General features: G+C 38.7%; 20 protein-coding genes. 4 read left to right on the plus strand and 16 right to left on the minus strand.

Annotation, left to right across the window (positions count from 1 at the left end):
• Positions 1–403 precede the first annotated feature (403 nt).
• Entirely contained in the window at positions 404–883 is a 480-nt protein-coding gene (locus L656_RS0100115; protein ID WP_024596401.1) for an RNA recognition motif domain-containing protein, read from the plus strand.
• Here the strand turns inward: L656_RS0100115 and murI are convergent.
• Together murI and L656_RS0100125 are read right to left on the minus strand one after the other, a co-directional pair.
• Positions 846–1,646 (minus strand): glutamate racemase, encoded by an 801-nt coding sequence (gene murI / locus L656_RS0100120; RefSeq protein ID WP_024597712.1) that lies wholly within the window; start codon positions 1,644–1,646, stop codon positions 846–848. The two genes, L656_RS0100115 and murI, sit on opposite strands and share 38 nt — an antisense overlap.
• 65 nt (positions 1,647–1,711) lie before the next feature.
• On the minus strand, positions 1,712–2,851 hold the full coding sequence (locus L656_RS0100125) for a DUF5610 domain-containing protein (protein WP_024597713.1): 1,140 nt from the start codon (positions 2,849–2,851) through the stop codon (positions 1,712–1,714).
• 162 nt (positions 2,852–3,013) lie between these two features.
• Between L656_RS0100125 and trmA the strand changes: the two genes are divergently transcribed.
• Entirely contained in the window at positions 3,014–4,111 is a 1,098-nt protein-coding gene (gene trmA, locus L656_RS0100130) for a tRNA (uridine(54)-C5)-methyltransferase TrmA (RefSeq protein WP_024597714.1), read from the plus strand.
• Between the two features lie 66 nt (positions 4,112–4,177).
• On the opposite strand, the gene L656_RS0100135 is transcribed toward trmA, so the two are convergent.
• The 4 genes from L656_RS0100135 to ccoG all read right to left on the minus strand — a co-directional run bounded on the left by L656_RS0100135 (position 4,178) and on the right by ccoG (position 7,980).
• The gene (locus L656_RS0100135) at positions 4,178–4,816 is read right to left on the minus strand and encodes a thiol:disulfide interchange protein DsbA/DsbL (RefSeq protein WP_024597715.1); all 639 of its coding nucleotides are present in this window, start codon (positions 4,814–4,816) and stop codon (positions 4,178–4,180) included.
• 16 nt (positions 4,817–4,832) lie between these two features.
• The gene (locus L656_RS0100140) at positions 4,833–5,456 is read right to left on the minus strand and encodes a thiol:disulfide interchange protein DsbA/DsbL (protein WP_024597716.1); all 624 of its coding nucleotides are present in this window, start codon (positions 5,454–5,456) and stop codon (positions 4,833–4,835) included.
• A 32-nt stretch (positions 5,457–5,488) separates the two neighbouring features.
• Positions 5,489–6,463 carry a serine/threonine protein kinase gene (locus L656_RS0100145; protein WP_008137601.1) on the minus strand — a complete coding sequence of 325 codons (975 nt, stop codon included), beginning with the start codon at positions 6,461–6,463 and terminating at the stop codon, positions 5,489–5,491.
• Between the two features lie 86 nt (positions 6,464–6,549).
• Positions 6,550–7,980, minus strand: a complete 1,431-nt coding sequence (ccoG, locus tag L656_RS0100150) for a cytochrome c oxidase accessory protein CcoG (RefSeq protein WP_024597717.1) — start codon at positions 7,978–7,980, stop codon at positions 6,550–6,552.
• Between the two features lie 288 nt (positions 7,981–8,268).
• Between ccoG and L656_RS0100155 the strand changes: the two genes are divergently transcribed.
• Entirely contained in the window at positions 8,269–8,628 is a 360-nt protein-coding gene (locus L656_RS0100155) for a hypothetical protein (protein WP_024597718.1), read from the plus strand.
• On the plus strand, positions 8,628–8,834 hold the full coding sequence (locus L656_RS0100160) for a hypothetical protein (RefSeq protein ID WP_024597719.1): 207 nt from the start codon (positions 8,628–8,630) through the stop codon (positions 8,832–8,834). Before L656_RS0100155 ends, L656_RS0100160 begins: the two co-directional genes overlap by 1 nt.
• A gap of 24 nt (positions 8,835–8,858) precedes the next feature.
• Here L656_RS0100160 and L656_RS0100165 read toward each other — a convergent pair whose 3' ends face one another.
• The 10 genes from L656_RS0100165 to L656_RS0100210 all read right to left on the minus strand — a co-directional run.
• Positions 8,859–9,446, minus strand: a complete 588-nt coding sequence (locus L656_RS0100165; RefSeq protein ID WP_024597720.1) for a UPF0149 family protein — start codon at positions 9,444–9,446, stop codon at positions 8,859–8,861.
• A 22-nt stretch (positions 9,447–9,468) separates the two neighbouring features.
• Entirely contained in the window at positions 9,469–10,227 is a 759-nt protein-coding gene (locus tag L656_RS0100170) for a type II secretion system protein N (RefSeq protein WP_024597721.1), read from the minus strand.
• Between the two features lie 3 nt (positions 10,228–10,230).
• Positions 10,231–10,704: a type II secretion system protein GspM gene (gene gspM / locus L656_RS0100175; protein ID WP_024597722.1), complete on the minus strand. Its 474-nt coding sequence runs from the start codon at positions 10,702–10,704 to the stop codon at positions 10,231–10,233.
• Positions 10,701–11,909, minus strand: a complete 1,209-nt coding sequence (gene gspL, locus L656_RS0100180; protein ID WP_024597723.1) for a type II secretion system protein GspL — start codon at positions 11,907–11,909, stop codon at positions 10,701–10,703. The genes gspM and gspL overlap by 4 nt, the downstream gene beginning before the upstream one ends.
• A complete protein-coding gene (gspK, locus tag L656_RS0100185) occupies positions 11,906–12,895 on the minus strand; it encodes a type II secretion system minor pseudopilin GspK (protein WP_024597724.1) in 990 nt (329 codons plus the stop codon). The genes gspL and gspK overlap by 4 nt, the downstream gene beginning before the upstream one ends.
• Positions 12,888–13,538, minus strand: coding sequence for a type II secretion system minor pseudopilin GspJ (gspJ, locus tag L656_RS0100190; protein WP_024597725.1), 651 nt, complete (start codon positions 13,536–13,538; stop codon positions 12,888–12,890). The genes gspK and gspJ overlap by 8 nt, the downstream gene beginning before the upstream one ends.
• Complete coding sequence (gene gspI / locus L656_RS0100195) at positions 13,539–13,913, minus strand: type II secretion system minor pseudopilin GspI (RefSeq protein WP_024597726.1); 375 nt, start codon at positions 13,911–13,913, stop codon at positions 13,539–13,541.
• On the minus strand, positions 13,913–14,500 hold the full coding sequence (locus L656_RS0100200) for a prepilin-type N-terminal cleavage/methylation domain-containing protein (RefSeq protein ID WP_024597727.1): 588 nt from the start codon (positions 14,498–14,500) through the stop codon (positions 13,913–13,915). The genes gspI and L656_RS0100200 overlap by 1 nt, the downstream gene beginning before the upstream one ends.
• A 49-nt stretch (positions 14,501–14,549) precedes the next feature.
• Positions 14,550–14,972 (minus strand): type II secretion system major pseudopilin GspG, encoded by a 423-nt coding sequence (gene gspG / locus L656_RS0100205; protein WP_007586585.1) that lies wholly within the window; start codon positions 14,970–14,972, stop codon positions 14,550–14,552.
• An 80-nt stretch (positions 14,973–15,052) separates the two neighbouring features.
• Positions 15,053–15,628, minus strand: a 576-nt coding sequence (locus L656_RS0100210) for a type II secretion system F family protein (RefSeq protein WP_024597728.1), incomplete at its 5' end; no start/stop codon positions are given.

A 15,628-nucleotide genomic window follows, 5' to 3' on the forward strand; every position in this document is an offset into this window, starting at 1 on the left:
TTTTGAGTCGCTTTAGCGTCTCAAGGGATGCGAATAATACACCCTTTATTTTTCGAGTCAACACTTTGTTTTAAACTTTCTTTCGACAATTTAAAACCGAAGTTTTATTTAACTCTCTGATTTGTTCCTGCCTCGCTATGCGTTGGCGTTTCCCGTCTCAGTGGGGTCGCATTATAGGGAGATCCGAAAACAGATCAACCCTTTTTTTAGATCTTTTTACTGTTCGAACAAAAATAGAACAAAACCACGTAAAACTATATGAAACCCCGCCTAAGGTGATGCTTTTTTGTGCTCTTATTTATAATTTAATACAAATATCATTGCTATGTTTGATTTAGACGTTAAGATAGCAAGTTCACAATGTTAAATTAATGTTTATTTCCTGTTTATTGGTAGATCTAAAATGAAATTACCCGATCAAAAATCTTTTATCTTCTCTGTTATTCTTGCTGTAGTTGGTTTTGTTGTTGTTGAGTTTGCTTTAGGCGGCTTAGCTTTAAACCCTGCATTACTATTTGGTGCTGGTTTATTAATAGGTGCAATTGCTATTGCTGCAATATCATCTGATGTGACTGAAGAAGCTGAAGTTAAAACAAAAACGCTTTATGTTGGTAACCTTCCTTATCGTGCAAACGAAGGTGTGGTTCGTGCATTATTTGAAGAACAAGGCAAAGTATTCAATGTTCGTTTATTAAAGGATAAGAATACTGGCAAACGTCGTGGCTTTGGTTTTGTTGAAATGGCGCAAGCTGATGCAGACAATGCAATTGCTAACTTGAACGATAGCGAGTTCCAACAACGTACTTTAAAGGTACGTGAAGCAAAACAAAAACAAGAAGATGATTCTAATGCTCTGCGTACTGAGACGGATCAGTCAGTGTAACTAGCTTTACCGCTAGCTTATTGCTAAACACATCAGCCGTTGCATAATATTGCAGCGGCTTTTTTATGTCTGTCAGTTTATTCATACCTAAGTTAAGTTGCTTAAGTAGGTAGTCGACTCTATTTGCTATCGCTACACCTGAATCAAGTAATTTAACCTTTCCTTCAAAATACTGACTAATAGGCTCTGCTAGTATTGGAAAGTGCGTACATCCTAATACAAGTACATCTATGGTTTTGTCTATATGTAGGTCATCAAGCACTTGATGCAACTTGTTTATATCTAAGGACTCTGTAAAAAAGTATTGCTCAGCTAAAGTTACTAACTCCACACTACTATATAGATTAACGATTACATTACGTGCATGTTCAGCAATTAATGTTTTAGTGTATGAACTGGCGACCGTGGCTGGTGTGGCTAATAAGCCAATATGATTTGAACGTGTTAACTCTGCCGCAGGCTTTATTGCTGGCACAACGCCTACAATAGGAATATCCGTAATTTGACGAACAGCACTAAGTGCAGATGTAGAAGCGGTATTACACGCTATTACAATTAAATCAACGCTAAGCGTATTAGCTTTGATGAAATGAATAAGTGAGCATAATCGGTTAATGATTGTCTGCTGGGATTGAGCACCATAAGGTAGTAAAGCATTATCCATAAAATAACTGTACTGAGCATTTGGGATACTGTGCTTTATATGCTCAAGTACAGTAGTTCCACCAATACCTGAATCAAAGACCATTATATGCGCTGACAAACTACTGTTCCCACTTTACTTTAAGAACGGCAGTTTGCCATGAGGTATTTATAAAAGAAAGTAGTTTAACTTTGCGTGATTTCTAAATCAGCAAGATCGTCGGCTGCCGAATTTAACTGATTAAGGTTTTCGAACATAGACTTTGTGTAATCTACTAACTTATCTATTTGTTCCTGATCTTGATTTAACCACTGTAGAATGCCAGCTAGTTGATTTTGTAATCCAAGTTCGCCCGCTTTTTCAAAAGCATTTTTAAGGTCATCATTAAAGGGAGCTAAGCCCTCTGATACTTGTTTTTCTGGTGCTGGTTTATATTCTTCATAGCTTTTAACTGTGGCTATTGTTTTTGTTTGGCGTAAATCCATAGAAAAAGCCACCAGCTGGTCACTGTCTAAACTCAGCTCTTGAGCTTGTTCAAATGCTTCATCCAGGTCACCACCAAAAAATGTTTTACTTAAATCTTGTAAATCTTCCATCATCGCATTAATAGCTTCTTGCTCTTGCTCGTTTAAGTCACCATTAACCGACATCGAAAATGATACCTGTCGAGATTGCGATGATGAGCTTGCAAACGACTCGCTATTACTGTTTTGCTGATAGCCGCTTGCCGATTGAGATTCAAATGCATCTGCAAAGCTGATACTTACCTCATCACCTTCTGCGGTGGTAAATTTATACTCTGCATTACTCGTCATACTGACATATTGAGCCTGGCTTATATTTACGCTGGCAGGTTGTGGGTTAAATAATGACTCTTCAAACTCATCAAGCCCATTGTAAATACCCTCTTTAGATTTATTAATGCCCTCTTCCATGTCGTCATTAAATACGCCAGTTCCTTTGAGCTCATCAACCGCGTCATCGATCCCTATTTGGACTCCTTTGCGCGCGTCGCCTAACATATCTTTGAGCTTTTCGTCATCAGCGCCGTTAGCTTTTGCTTTATTAACAGCACTACTTACAAAATCGAGTACGTTTTTTACTATTTCATCAAAATCAAATAGTGGTTTATCTGCTTTTTTTTCTGCGATAGGTAATCCAAGCTGCTCAGCCATTTTATCGCCAAGCACCTTTGCGGCCAACTCTCGACCTCGTTGTTGATAGCTATCCTGAGGAGACGTAATTGTAGGTTGCTGTATATCAGCTTTATTGTTGAATTTATTGATGTTGTTGTTTGGCGTAAAGCCATAATTACCTATTTTCATGATTCGTCTCCTAAGCGTGCGTAGTTTATTATCGGCTATAACACTAAAAACTAAAGTACAATGTTCAATAAAACAGCATAAATGCTAGCCAAAACTAGACAAATACGCAGCGCTCCCTACAATAGCGCCGATAAACAGATCTTAGATAAGGTAGTAGCGTTAATGGCAGTTATTAAAATAGATACCACACAGTACCAAGCGCAGTTAAGTGAAAAAGAGCAGCGTATTAGTGCACAGTTCCAACGTTTTGGTGTGAAGCAATTAGAAGTATTTAGCTCAGAGCCAACTAACTACCGCCAACGTGCTGAATTTAGAGTATGGCACGATGGTGACGATCTGTTTCACATTATGTTTGATCAACAAACAAAAGAAAAAATCCGTGTTGATACATTTGATCCCGCAGCGCCTCTAGTAGGTGAAATAATGCAGGTGATGATTGAGCATCTTAAGCCTTGTGAAATATTACGTCGTAAGTTATTTCAAATCGATTACCTATCAACGCTAAGCGGTGAAATTTTAGTAAGCTTGCTTTATCACAAACCACTTGATGATGAATGGTTAAGTGAAATTAAAGCGCTTAAAGAAAAACTAAGCAGTAAATTCAAAATTGACTTTATAGGCCGCGCTCGCAAACAAAAAGAAGTGCTGGGTGATGACTTTGTAACTGAGCGTTTAACAGTTAATGGTCAAGAGCTTATTTATCAACAAGTAGAAAATAGCTTTACTCAGCCTAATGCAAAAGTAAATATTAATATGTTGGAGTGGGCACAAGATTTATGTAAGCCACTTAAAAATGATTTATTAGAACTTTATTGCGGTAACGGAAACTTTTCTATTGCGCTAGCAGGCTCTTTTAATAAAGTATTAGCGACGGAAATATCAAAATCATCTGTTCATTCTGCTCAATACAATATTGCTAAAAATAACGTAGAGAACTTAGATATTATTCGTATGTCTAGTGAAGAGTTTACTCAAGCAATGAATGGCGAACGTACTTTTTCTCGTTTAGACGGTATTGATCTTAAAAGCTATGACTGCCAAACCATATTAGTTGATCCACCGCGCGCAGGCATGGATGAATTAACGTGTGACTTAGTGGCTAACTACGAAAGCATAATTTATATATCGTGTAATCCAGAAACCCTTGAGCGTGACCTTGATCACTTAACACGTACGCACAACGTTAAGCGCTTTGCTATATTTGATCAGTTCCCTTATACGCATCACATTGAGTCGGGTGTTTTCTTACAGCGTAAATAAATACGCTCAGTAAACGTTGCCCATAAAAAAAAGCTCCCTGAGGAGCTTTTTTAGTTTTAGCTAAATTTATTTGCTAGCTAAATAATTAATCAGTTTACCAATGTCTTCTGGCTCAGTAATACCCGACTCACGACCTAGGTTTAATTTATACTTACCATTTACAATAAATGTAGGTACGCCACGTAGTGCGCCTTTTTCTTTGAAGTAGTCCTGATCGCGTTTCATTTTAGAGCTCAGCGTACGTACCGAGAAGCTTTTGAAAAGTTTATCAAACTTATCGCCATCAACGCCCTGTGCTACAAATATATCTTTTACATCTGCAAGCTCATTAAATTTAGCGCGCTTGGTATGGATATGATTAAAGATTGCAGAGACAATTTTATCTTTTTGCGGAAGCACTTCTGCAGTAGCAAGTGTCTGGCTCATCATCTGTTGATTTTCAGGGTCACGTACACCTACAAAATCAACATGGCTCTTTTTAAATTTAACGTTTTTATCAAGCTTAGGCTTAAATTCACCAATTAATGCTTCCATGTTATTACATGCAGGGCAGTAAAATGAGAAAAACTCTTTAATTTCTGGCTTTTTAGTTGCTCGCTCAGAAACCACATCGTAATGCACGCCCTCTTCGTACGTTGCTGCAAAGCTTGTTGCCGCCATAGGAAGTAGTACTGCAAGCAAACCTGCTTTAACTAATTTAATCATTATTATGCTCCGAAATTTATAGTGCTAATAAAAACGCTACTAACTCATCAAGTTCTTTTTGGTTTTTGATGGTATTGAGGTTTATTTTATATTTATCGTTAACAATAAAAGTAGGTACACCTGTAAGTGCGCCTAATTTTGAATATTTATTTTGTTTGTTTTGCATTGCTTGCTCAGCCGAAATAACTGGCATGCTTGCAATTTCTTGATCAAACGTTGCGCTATCAATACCGTTTACTTCAAGTAATTTTTTAACGTCTTTCATTTCAGTTAAAGGAGCACGCTGAACATGAATACTTTTAAAAATTTGATCACTAATACTCTGCGCCTGACCATGCTGCTTAGCAATTAAATAAGCAAAGCTTAAATTACTTTGTGCTTGTGGTGACACGCCACCTAAAAAGTTCACGTGGTTTTTAATAAACTCAGCACCTTCTGGTAGGCTTTGTTCAATTGCTTTTGCTACGGGTTCAAACTTAAAACAATGTGGACAGTAAAATGAGAAAAACTCGGTTACTTGTGGCGATGTACTTTTGTCTACATCAATAACAGTGTATTGATTATCAACTTCAAACTGTGCAGCAAGTGCTGCAAATGGTAAACATAAAAGTAATAAACTCAGTTTTAATTTTTTAAGCATGTATATCTCGTGTACTTGTTTTAAATAAAAGATTACGGCAATAACTTTAACGGCGCTTCTTGCAATGCTGCAAGTTGCTCCTTCAGTGCTAAAATTTGTTGCTCCCAGTATTTGTCATCAGCAAACCATGTAAAGTTCCGCACAAAGGCAGGATCGCTCCATCGTTTAGCTACCCATCCCATATAATGGATAATACGCATCGCTCGCAGCGGTTCAATTAATTTGAGTTGAGAGTGATCAAAATCACAAAACTCTTCATACGCATTCACAAGGGTATCTAACTGTAACAGTTGCGTCGCTCTATCGCCACTGAGCATCATCCATAGATCTTGGATTGCAGGACCTTGGCGACTATCATCTAAATCTACAAACATGAGCGCGTCGCCTGCCCACAAAATATTGCCAACGTGACAGTCACCATGTAAGCGAATACTTTGTACATCTTTATACTGTTTTTGCGCTTGCTCTATCACTAAATCTAAAATAGTGTAAAAGGCGGTATTTATTCCCATAGGCACTAAATTACTTTTTTGAAGATGAACTTTGGCTGTATGCAAATATTCATCACAGGTAACTGTTGGCCTGTAAGTAAAAGGTTTTGTTTTAGCCACTTGGTGCATACGGCCAATTAAACGCCCCATTACATCAAGCTGATCTAAGTTATCAACCTCAAATAAACGCCCACCTACACTTGGAAACAACACAAACAAATAACCTTCGTGTTCAAACAAGCTTTGCCCATTATATAAAATAGGGGCAACAACAGGTACTTCCGCTTCAGCCAGTTCAAATGCAAAGTCATGCTCTTCTTGAATTTGCTCTTTACTCCAGCGCTCTGGGCGATAAAACTTCACTACGTAACGCAGACCATCATCGGCTTTAAATTGGTACACTCTGTTTTCATAGCTATTGAGTGCCAACAAACCAGATTCGGCGTACACACCTACGCTTTCTATTGCATCGAGTATTAGGTCAGGTGTTAAGTCAATAAAACTAAATTTACTCATACTCTTCTTATATAAAATAAAAAGCGGGTTATATACCCGCTTTTGTTAATTGCTATATCAACTCACCCATTTAAGGTAGGTTGTGATTATCGCGCTTTAAAAAAGTTACTCGACTGCGATATTGTCTCATCCGGCTCATCTACCGGTGAAAGCACAAAGTTAAACTCTGTCATCGGCGCATTCAAATCATAAGGGTCCATTACAAGTGACAATGGCACGTTATGAGATTCCCCTGCCTGCACAGTAAATGACTGCTTACCAATATACTTAAAGTTATCCAACCCTTGTACTTTAATATTAAAAGTTTGCTCGTACTGCGCCTTGTTAATTACCTTTAATGTGTAGGTGTTCTCTACTAAACCATCAAAATCGACACGATATAATTGGTTTCGATCACGAATGATATCAAAGTCCATTGTTTTACGCAGTGCTATATTAGCTACAAGTGCTCCCGTAAGCACAACAAGTATGACCGTGTAACCAATGATTTTAGCTCGTAGTGGATTCGTTTTATTTTCTGGCGTTTCGAGGTTTCGCTCTGTCGTATATGAAATAAGCCCACGCGGGTATTCCATTTTATCCATTACGCCATCACACGCATCAATACATGCACCACAATTAATACACTCAGCTTGTAACCCATTTCTAATATCAATACCTGTTGGGCACACTTGAACACACAAGTTACAGTCGATACAGTCGCCTAGCTCTAAATCTTCATGATCTACTTTACGTGAACGAGGGCCTCGGCTTTCACCACGGCTTTCGTCATACGTTACGGTGTATGTATCTTTATCAAACATAGCTGATTGAAAACGTGAGTAAGGGCAAATGTGTAAACACATAATTTCACGCATCCAACCGGCATTACCATAGGTACACGCAGCAAAGAAAATAATACTGACTAGTGCATAACCACCCACGTTAAACGTTACAAAATCAGGAAGTAACTCCCTTATTGGCGTAAAGTAACCCACAAAAGAAATAGCGGTATATAACGAAAACAATACCCAACTAGTATGCTTTGCCGTTTTACGCCAAAACTTATCAAAGTCCATGGGTCGTTGATCGAGTTTTTTACGCTGATTGGCAGTGCCTTCAAGCTTTTCCTCGAACCAAATAAAAATAAAAGTCCAAACAGTTTGCGGGCAAGTGTAACCACACCACACCCGTCCATAGAAGGTCGTCACTAAAAACAGCGCAAATGCTGCCAGCATAAAAATAAACGCTAAGATGGTAAAATCTTGAGGCCATAGCGTTAAACCAAAAATATTGTATTTTTGACCAATTAGATCAAACAGCACAGCTTGCTGGCCATTAAAATTAATCCAAGGAAGTAACATAAACGCAAGTAGGCCTAAAAAGCCAATGCGCTGCCTAAGTAATTGATGTAGGCCTTTTACGGCACGCACATAAATACGATTTCGGGGATTGAACCTATCATCTTGACGGCTTAAATCCGGGTTTTGGATTTTCACCTCTACAGGGATATTCTTTACTTTAATTTGCTTGTCCATCGAAGTTCCTCAACGCCGCTTGGAAATAAAAATCCAGCAATACTCAAGTACTCTATACTTAAAGTTAGCAAGTTACTTGCTAGGCAGATTTACTTTAATAAATTGCCTTCTCGAATACTTTCAGATATTTCAGAAATATCTGACTGCTGTTAACCATTATAACAATGTTGGTTAAAATTACTGGCATAGATTGCTAATAATTTATTCATCCCAGTTACTTGCTTTTAAAATGCAGTTTATTACACTGCATGGTAATTCAACCCTACTTAGATCAAGGTTTACGTATCCATGAAAAAATTTATTATTTTGGTCGTTGTGATCCTTGCCTTTTTTACAATCGATCATCCACTTATAAAAGAACCTCGCGAAAGGTTACTAGGTGAAGGCATTGGCTTTTTAAGTGATGCAAGTAAGGTTAATAGAAGCCCTGCTGCAAATATGGCTAAAAATAGAATTAGCACTCAACTTAAACTCTCTGAATCTGAGGGTGAGTACGTGGAAAAAACGTTTACAACAGATGACTCTGTACAGTTATTTCACTTACGCTATTGTCGTGAACGTGACTTAAACCTTTATTTTTATGACAATCGTTTAAATACGGTATGTAAAATAGTGACTGAAGCATTAGAGCAAAAGCGAGCAAAGTAGTGGATTTTTCAGGATTAAATAAAAAAGCAAGCGACTCATTTCATAAACAGCGCAATATGCTCAAGCAATTAGCACAAGGCAAAACGTTAAAGTGTGATAAGTGTAATGGGGTTTTAACACTTGATTTAGCCACCAGCGAGCCTGGTAAAGGCATGGTAAAGTGCAAGCAAGGCTGTACTGATATTGTATTAGAACTAAGCGCTTAGATTAACTAAGCGCTTAAACTCAAGCTATTCGTCCCAACTGTCATCAGTTATTAAACCACTGTTAATGGCCACAACTTCTATAAGTTCTGCAAAGCCTAGTGCAAAGTCACCCATTGATTCATATTGATACTGGCATAAGGCTTCTTTAGTCATACTATTTTGCTGGGCAATCTGTGTAATTGCCTGCTGATCAAGAGCAAAAAAGCTCAGTGTGCTTAGTGCACTCTCTAATGCTTCTTTAAATTCTGCATCTAACTCAGGCGCATTTAAAAGTGGCTCTGCATATGCTTTAGTAGCCACTAAAAAACCTTCGCTCCATGGTTTACAAAATTCAAGAGTAAACTCAACGGGTAGCTTGTATCCTGTTTCAAATACTTGCTCACTAATTTTATGGTATAGCGCCATAAACAAAAAAAGCATTTCTTCATCTAAATCATTGGCTGTATTTGGTAATATCTGCTCAAGCCACTCATGCACATCTAATGGGGTGGGCGAGCAAATAACGCCAAATAAATAGCCTTGGCTTTGCTCAAGGTTCATTGCTTTAGATTGCGTATTTAAAAATGTGCTGAGCTGCTTTGCTTGCAGCTCAGTAAATTGTGGTATTTGCATTAAAACTCTTTATATTGAAATATTAAAAGTTGAGCGGATAACGACCTTGGCTATCTGGTCGGCCTAAAAACTTAACCGCATCATGTACATCTTTAGGTAAGCTAGCATCTGGTTTTACATAGCCTGCCACACTAAAGTCGAAATTAGCTTTAAGTGTAGCATCTGCCTCAAGGCCAAGCGTATTATCTGGGTCAATTAATATAGCAACGTCGCCCGACTTACAACTTAATTTACCAGCCAGAGGACCAATATTAAACCATCCATTTAAGCCTTGTACGTCAATATTAGGACTCGCTATTTCGCCTTTTAGTGAATCACAATAAGGTGCACCTGAGCTGTATTCATCAAGTTCTAAAATTACACGCCCTTTCGCTGTTACAGGCAGAGGAAGTTGCACGCGTTGCATTGCACGCTCTACCGTTGAGCGTACTAGGCCGTCAGTCACTTTAACTTCTTTATTAAAAAGCCCGTAGCTTACATCTGCGTAACCCGAAATATCACTTCGCTCTCGTGCATTACCAAATTTCACATTCGCATTTAGCTTACCTGTAAATAACTTCCAGCCAGCAATGTCCCAGCGCACATTATTTAACTGCTCACCATCAAAGCGAACTTGCATCATTTGACCTTGCCAAACAGTACCTACAGTTTGCCCGACTTCTAATTGCTTTGGAAAATACGGTTTTGCGACATCTAGCGCAATACTTGCTGGTAATTTAATAATACAAAACACAATAAAACTAATTAAAAAGACAGCCGATAACGTTATTATTTTTTTCATTAATTAATTCTCTAATACCAAACGGCTTACACGCACATAGCCTGATTTATCATCGCGGCTTAAATCTAAGTTTTCGATTTTTAAGCCATGTTGATTCACTAGTTCATCTAACCACTCTATTAACTGATTAAATTCTACAGAATCTAACGTCAAACGTAGTGAATCACTACTTGGCTGCATTTTACTAATACTTATTTGATGGCGTCCACGTGTAGAATTAACAATTTGGCTTAAGTTTGCATTGCTAGCAACACTGGTGTTGCCCGCAGCCTTTAGCTTAACAATACTTTCATCAACCCAAGCTAATAGCTCTTGTTGTTTAATTTGAGATTGCTGTGCCTTTTCTATCGCATTGTTTAATGGTCTAAATATTCCCATTACTAAAACAAAAATAATAAACACGCCACCAGCGACCATTACCAATTGTTGTTCTTGCTCTTTGAGCGAGCGCCATTGTTGCATTAACTGCTTTTTCATACTGCACCTCGCAGTTTAATTTCGCCAACTACATAATCACCGTCGTTATTTAAAGACCCTTGCTCAACCGTTAAACCTTGTTTTTCAAGTATGATTTTTACTTTACCAAAGGTTTGGAAGTCTTTCGCGCGTGCACGAATGCGCAGCTCGTTGCGACGTTTGTCATAACGAAGTGTTTCAGGTGTAAATTCGCTCACTTGCGAAAATACATCAACTAAATTAGTCGTTAAGTCTAAAAAGCCCGACTCACTTGAGCCTTGCACTTTATCTAAAGCGCCTTTAATTTGGCTTTTAATTAGATTAGGGCGAACTTTAGTTCCCGGAAATGCTTTTTGGTATCTGTCGACTACTTGAGCCTTAGCTACTTCTAGTTGTGTATTAAGTTGATGCAGCTCAATCGCTTTTATTGTAATTGTAGAGACCAATGCAACACTTGCTATAATTGCTGCGCCTTTCCAGTAACCCCACCATAAAGAACTTTGTTTTTTAAGCTGATACATACCTTGGCGTAAGTTAAACTTAACGCTATCTAACTGCTTTGCAAATAATGCTAGAGGTAAGTCATACTCACTCGTTTGCGCTTGTAAGTTAACGCTTTCTGGAAACTGACTAGCTGGGCTGAAATGTTTAATATCAGGATTACCCATGGCTGTTAAGTAGCCATTTAACCAACTAGATTCAACCGCACCAATATGCCATTGCCCTTGCTTAAATAACCATTGGCTATTTAGCTCGATAGCGGTGACTGCGCCATCATCTGCAAGCGGTAACAACAAGGCATCGGGTAATATTCTGTATACTGATAAATTATGCTCAGCAAATAATGCGAGCCATTGTTCAAACCATTCACGGTCTGTCATTGCTACTCGTATTGCATGTTGCTCACCAAGCATTGTCGGCTGCGCTACAGCTATAAACAGTTCATCTACGTCACATGCTATATCTTCTTCGAGCATATATGGCAGTGCTTGCTCAAGCTTGCGATTCCATTTTGTTGGCAAAGCGACCGTTTTTAATTGCACTTGGTCACTTGGTAATAACACGACCACTTCTCGGGTAAGCGCTCTTTCACTTAGCTCACTTAAATGCTCTGCATTTGGTAACTCGCCACTAGCTATTATTTCTTGTTCTTGTGGTGAGTAAATTAACCAGTTAAGTAATTCTTGCTCGTTTTGACCCGTGCGGATCAACAGTATTTCTGTCACTGTACGCCTCCAAATTTTCGCGCCAGTATCGTTACGTCACCGTCTTTAGCGTGTAGTAATGTGGTCATCGAAAAACGCAGGTCGACAAAATTTGCCTGCGTTTGTAATTTAAAATATTCGCTTTTAATACTAAATAAACTTTTTACTGAGTCGGTATTAGTACCGCCTTGCTGCTTCACCTGTTCAAAAAATTCATCAATGGTGTCAAAGCCAGTTTGCGGTCTTGCACCTATCACAGCCTCTGCGCCAGATAAGCTCAAGCTTTCTATTAAGGCACTTAGTATAAGAGCTTGCTCTGGAATTAATGTATTTACGTTAATAGATAAAAGCGTACTGCCGGGTATTACACATACATACGGCAATACTTTTTCCATCACTAATGGATTAAAGCCCTTAACTAAGCGCAGCTCCGATGTTGATGCAAATAAACTATTGGCTGTCATATACGGAAAATCTCGTGATAAATACTCGTCTTCCTCTGCGCCTGAGCGATACGTTATGCTGTCCTCGTCAAGCCAATCGAATACGCTATCTGCCATTGTCTCTTCTGATTCATCAGCAGGTAAATCTTCAATATTTTCAAGTAATGCAAATAGTGCTTTATGCGCAGGGTTTGTTTTACTCGCGCTGTTTGTATCTGGCGCTATAGCTAAAGCATTTAAATTTAAACATGCTTGTAAATCAGTAATTTTGCCACTTAACGTGCCGTTATCAACAGGGTATGAAGCATCACCTTGAGTTGCCCAAACTTGATCAAGTGTTGTTTTATCGGCATCATCTTTTTTACTTTGTATTAGCCCTTTAATAGCAAGCTCTTCTGCACCGTAGGCGTACCATTTAGCTTGCTGATGACCTTGCAAATTAGTACTTTTTTGCACTTGCACCATTAAATTAGCACTCATTTCTACTGCTAAAATAGCCGCTAATGCCACAATAAACAAAACAATAACAAGTGCTGCGCCGCGCGATGATTTCTGCTTAACCATTATCCACGCTCGTATCTTGTGTTGTGCTTGGTGGAGCAACAACCTTGCCCTGCCCTGGTACTAAAAATACACGACGAATTGGCTCTGCTTTTATTTGTTGCAACGTAACAGCAACCGCTTTAGGAAGCGCTTTAATTTCCCACTGTTCTTGCCATTCGTTTTTATCATCCAAAAACTCAAACTTAAGCTCTTCAATATTTCCCAGTACACGTTGAACCCGCGGCTCCATATTATCAAGCTGATCAACATAAACCCGATAAACACGCTCAAGGTTATCGTCTATCACTCTATAACCGACGGCTTGTAGCTCAGAGCGTGGTAATAAATTTATTGGATTTATCCAACCATCTCGTACAAACGCAATACCATCGTACTGGCTTTCTAAAACATAACGACCAGCCAATAAGTATTGCTCTTGAACATCGCCCGACTCATTGCGAACTGCGCGTTTGGTCATTTGGCTAAAATCTTGATCCATCAACCTAAATGTTGTTTGCAATCCATTTAGCTCAGTAATTTTTTCATCTGAGGCATCTTTTGCTCTTGTTGTCGTCTCTAGTATTTGATGAGTAGCAATAATAACAAAAGCTAAAATACCCAGTGCAACCATAACTTCGAGTAATGTAAACCCGCGCTGCTTCACTTACTTTTTGCCTTTATTGAGATACGTTGATAACTCATATGCCGAATGCTCATACTTTTCATCCGTAAAAACATTGATTGTTAGCTTAACAAAGCTCTTATCAGCGGTAGCGGTTACTTCTTGTTGCCAAAACCATTCAACGCCGCCCATTACTTCGCTGCCTTTAAGGTTATTTTTACCTTGCCATTGCTCACCTTTAGTACGTTGTTCAATAATAACGTTTTCGGCGACCCACGATGCGTAGGTTTGTTCTTCAATAGTGGTTAAGTGATGTATATGCTCGCTTGTTGCTTGCATTGCCGCTATGCCCGCCATGGCGCAAATACTTAATGCGACAAGCACTTCTAATAAGGTAAACCCTTTAGTATGCTTCATTATTCTGGCTCTCGGCGAAAGTTAATGGGTGCTGTAAATTCACCTTCAATGTAATACACAGGCTCACTTTGATCTTTTAACTCTAATATAAGCTGAAACGCACTTACCTCACCTGATGACAAAATAAGTACTTGTGGGATTTTCAGCTTTTTGAGCTCAAGTAAACTGTCTTCATCGCCACCACTCATAAGCTCGCGCCAGTTAGATTGCTCTAAGAGATTATCTTGCGCCCACGCTAAATCTTCTAAATTAAGAGTAAGCTTTAATCTTTCATCTAACTCGATTGGTTTAAAAAGATCTTCACGGTCAAAGGTAATCCACTTTTCACCATCGAAAACTAAATACTCTAGCGTGTTGTCTTCAACTAACAACCCCAATTCAACTTGGTTTAAAATAGCAAATTCAGATGCCATATTAATGGTGGTATGCAGCCTGAGTGCTTGAGTATCTAATTCTTCCTCCGCACCGCCTTCTAAGCTGTATACCACCATTTTGGTGGCAAAAGCGATGATCACTAGTACCACTAAAATTTCTATTAAACTAAAGCCGCTGCTTTTTGTATGACACTGCTTAAGGCTTGCTTTCATAGCAAGCCTCTAGCAATAACATGTTCATACAAAACGATGTACTTGAGCATTATTGTTTTTCTTCGTCCCAGTTACCGATATCGTCATCAGTACCTACTTCTCCATCTGGGCCCATAGAAAAAATATCAAACTTGCCAATTTCACCTGGGCTAATTAGTTGATATAGATTGCCCCATGGATCCTCTGGTAGTTCATTAATAAAACCACCGTCAGGGAAACGCTTTGGAACCGGTTCAATACTTGTTTGAGTTACTAGCGCTTCAAGACCTTGCTCTGTGCTTGGGTAGCTCTTATTTTTAAGCTTGTATAAGCTCATTGCATCTTCTAATTGCTGAATATCTAGATGCGCTTTATCGATAGCGGCCTCTTCTTGCTGGCCCATAATGTTAGGTGCAACAATTGACATAATCATTCCGATGATAACCAGTACCACCATTACTTCTAGTAAAGAAAAACCTGATTGTTTATTCACGTAATTACCTCATTATTCTAAAAACACTAAGTAAAAATGGTTTAGGTAAAACCATTAATATATTTAAAAATTATTTTAACTTAAAGTCCAACAGCTTTATTCATAGCCATTATTGGCTGTAATATTGCCATTACTATAAATAATACAATAACCGCCATTGAGGCGATCATCGCAGGCTCTAGTAGTTTAAGCGATACATTAACCATGCTCTCAAATTCGCGATCTTGGTTATTTGCAGCACGCTCTAACATTTGCTCTAGTTCACCTGATTTTTCACCACTTGCTATCATATGCAGCATCATTGGTGGAAACAACTTAGTTTGCTGAAGTGCAGCTCTTAAGCTTGCACCCTCACTCACTCTATCGGATGCATCAGCAACCGCTTTTTTAATCTTTTCGTTAATGAGTACGCCACCCGATATACGCATTCCCTCAAGCAGTGGCACTGAACTTGATGATAAAATACTTAAAGTACGCGCAAAACGTGCGGTGTTAATACCACGAGCCACTTTACCTATGCCTGGCATATGTAACACTCGGTCATCCCACCAAAAACGTATTTTTGGCTGTTTAAGTGCATGCTTAATACCAATAGCGATTGCTGTGATGGCTATTAAACTAATAAACCAGTAATTTTGCACAAAATGGCTACCCGC

The sequence above is a fragment of the Pseudoalteromonas sp. TAE56 genome (genome assembly GCF_000497955.1).
In the GTDB taxonomy this organism is placed as follows: Bacteria; Pseudomonadota; Gammaproteobacteria; order Enterobacterales; family Alteromonadaceae; genus Pseudoalteromonas.

What these genes read in the sequence shown, in the direction of transcription:
- L656_RS0100115 (WP_024596401.1), top strand. Translation starts at nt 404, where the DNA reads ATGAAATTACCCGATCAAAAATCTTTTATCTTCTCTGTTATTCTTGCT.
- L656_RS0100125 (WP_024597713.1), bottom strand. Translation starts at nt 2,851, where the DNA reads ATGAAAATAGGTAATTATGGCTTTACGCCAAACAACAACATCAATAAA.
- trmA (WP_024597714.1), top strand. Translation starts at nt 3,014, where the DNA reads ATGGCAGTTATTAAAATAGATACCACACAGTACCAAGCGCAGTTAAGT.
- L656_RS0100135 (WP_024597715.1), bottom strand. Translation starts at nt 4,816, where the DNA reads ATGATTAAATTAGTTAAAGCAGGTTTGCTTGCAGTACTACTTCCTATG.
- L656_RS0100140 (WP_024597716.1), bottom strand. Translation starts at nt 5,456, where the DNA reads ATGCTTAAAAAATTAAAACTGAGTTTATTACTTTTATGTTTACCATTT.
- L656_RS0100145 (WP_008137601.1), bottom strand. Translation starts at nt 6,463, where the DNA reads ATGAGTAAATTTAGTTTTATTGACTTAACACCTGACCTAATACTCGAT.
- ccoG (WP_024597717.1), bottom strand. Translation starts at nt 7,980, where the DNA reads ATGGACAAGCAAATTAAAGTAAAGAATATCCCTGTAGAGGTGAAAATC.
- L656_RS0100155 (WP_024597718.1), top strand. Translation starts at nt 8,269, where the DNA reads ATGAAAAAATTTATTATTTTGGTCGTTGTGATCCTTGCCTTTTTTACA.
- L656_RS0100165 (WP_024597720.1), bottom strand. Translation starts at nt 9,446, where the DNA reads ATGCAAATACCACAATTTACTGAGCTGCAAGCAAAGCAGCTCAGCACA.
- L656_RS0100170 (WP_024597721.1), bottom strand. Translation starts at nt 10,227, where the DNA reads ATGAAAAAAATAATAACGTTATCGGCTGTCTTTTTAATTAGTTTTATT.
- gspM (WP_024597722.1), bottom strand. Translation starts at nt 10,704, where the DNA reads ATGAAAAAGCAGTTAATGCAACAATGGCGCTCGCTCAAAGAGCAAGAA.
- gspK (WP_024597724.1), bottom strand. Translation starts at nt 12,895, where the DNA reads ATGGTTAAGCAGAAATCATCGCGCGGCGCAGCACTTGTTATTGTTTTG.
- gspI (WP_024597726.1), bottom strand. Translation starts at nt 13,913, where the DNA reads ATGAAGCATACTAAAGGGTTTACCTTATTAGAAGTGCTTGTCGCATTA.
- L656_RS0100200 (WP_024597727.1), bottom strand. Translation starts at nt 14,500, where the DNA reads ATGAAAGCAAGCCTTAAGCAGTGTCATACAAAAAGCAGCGGCTTTAGT.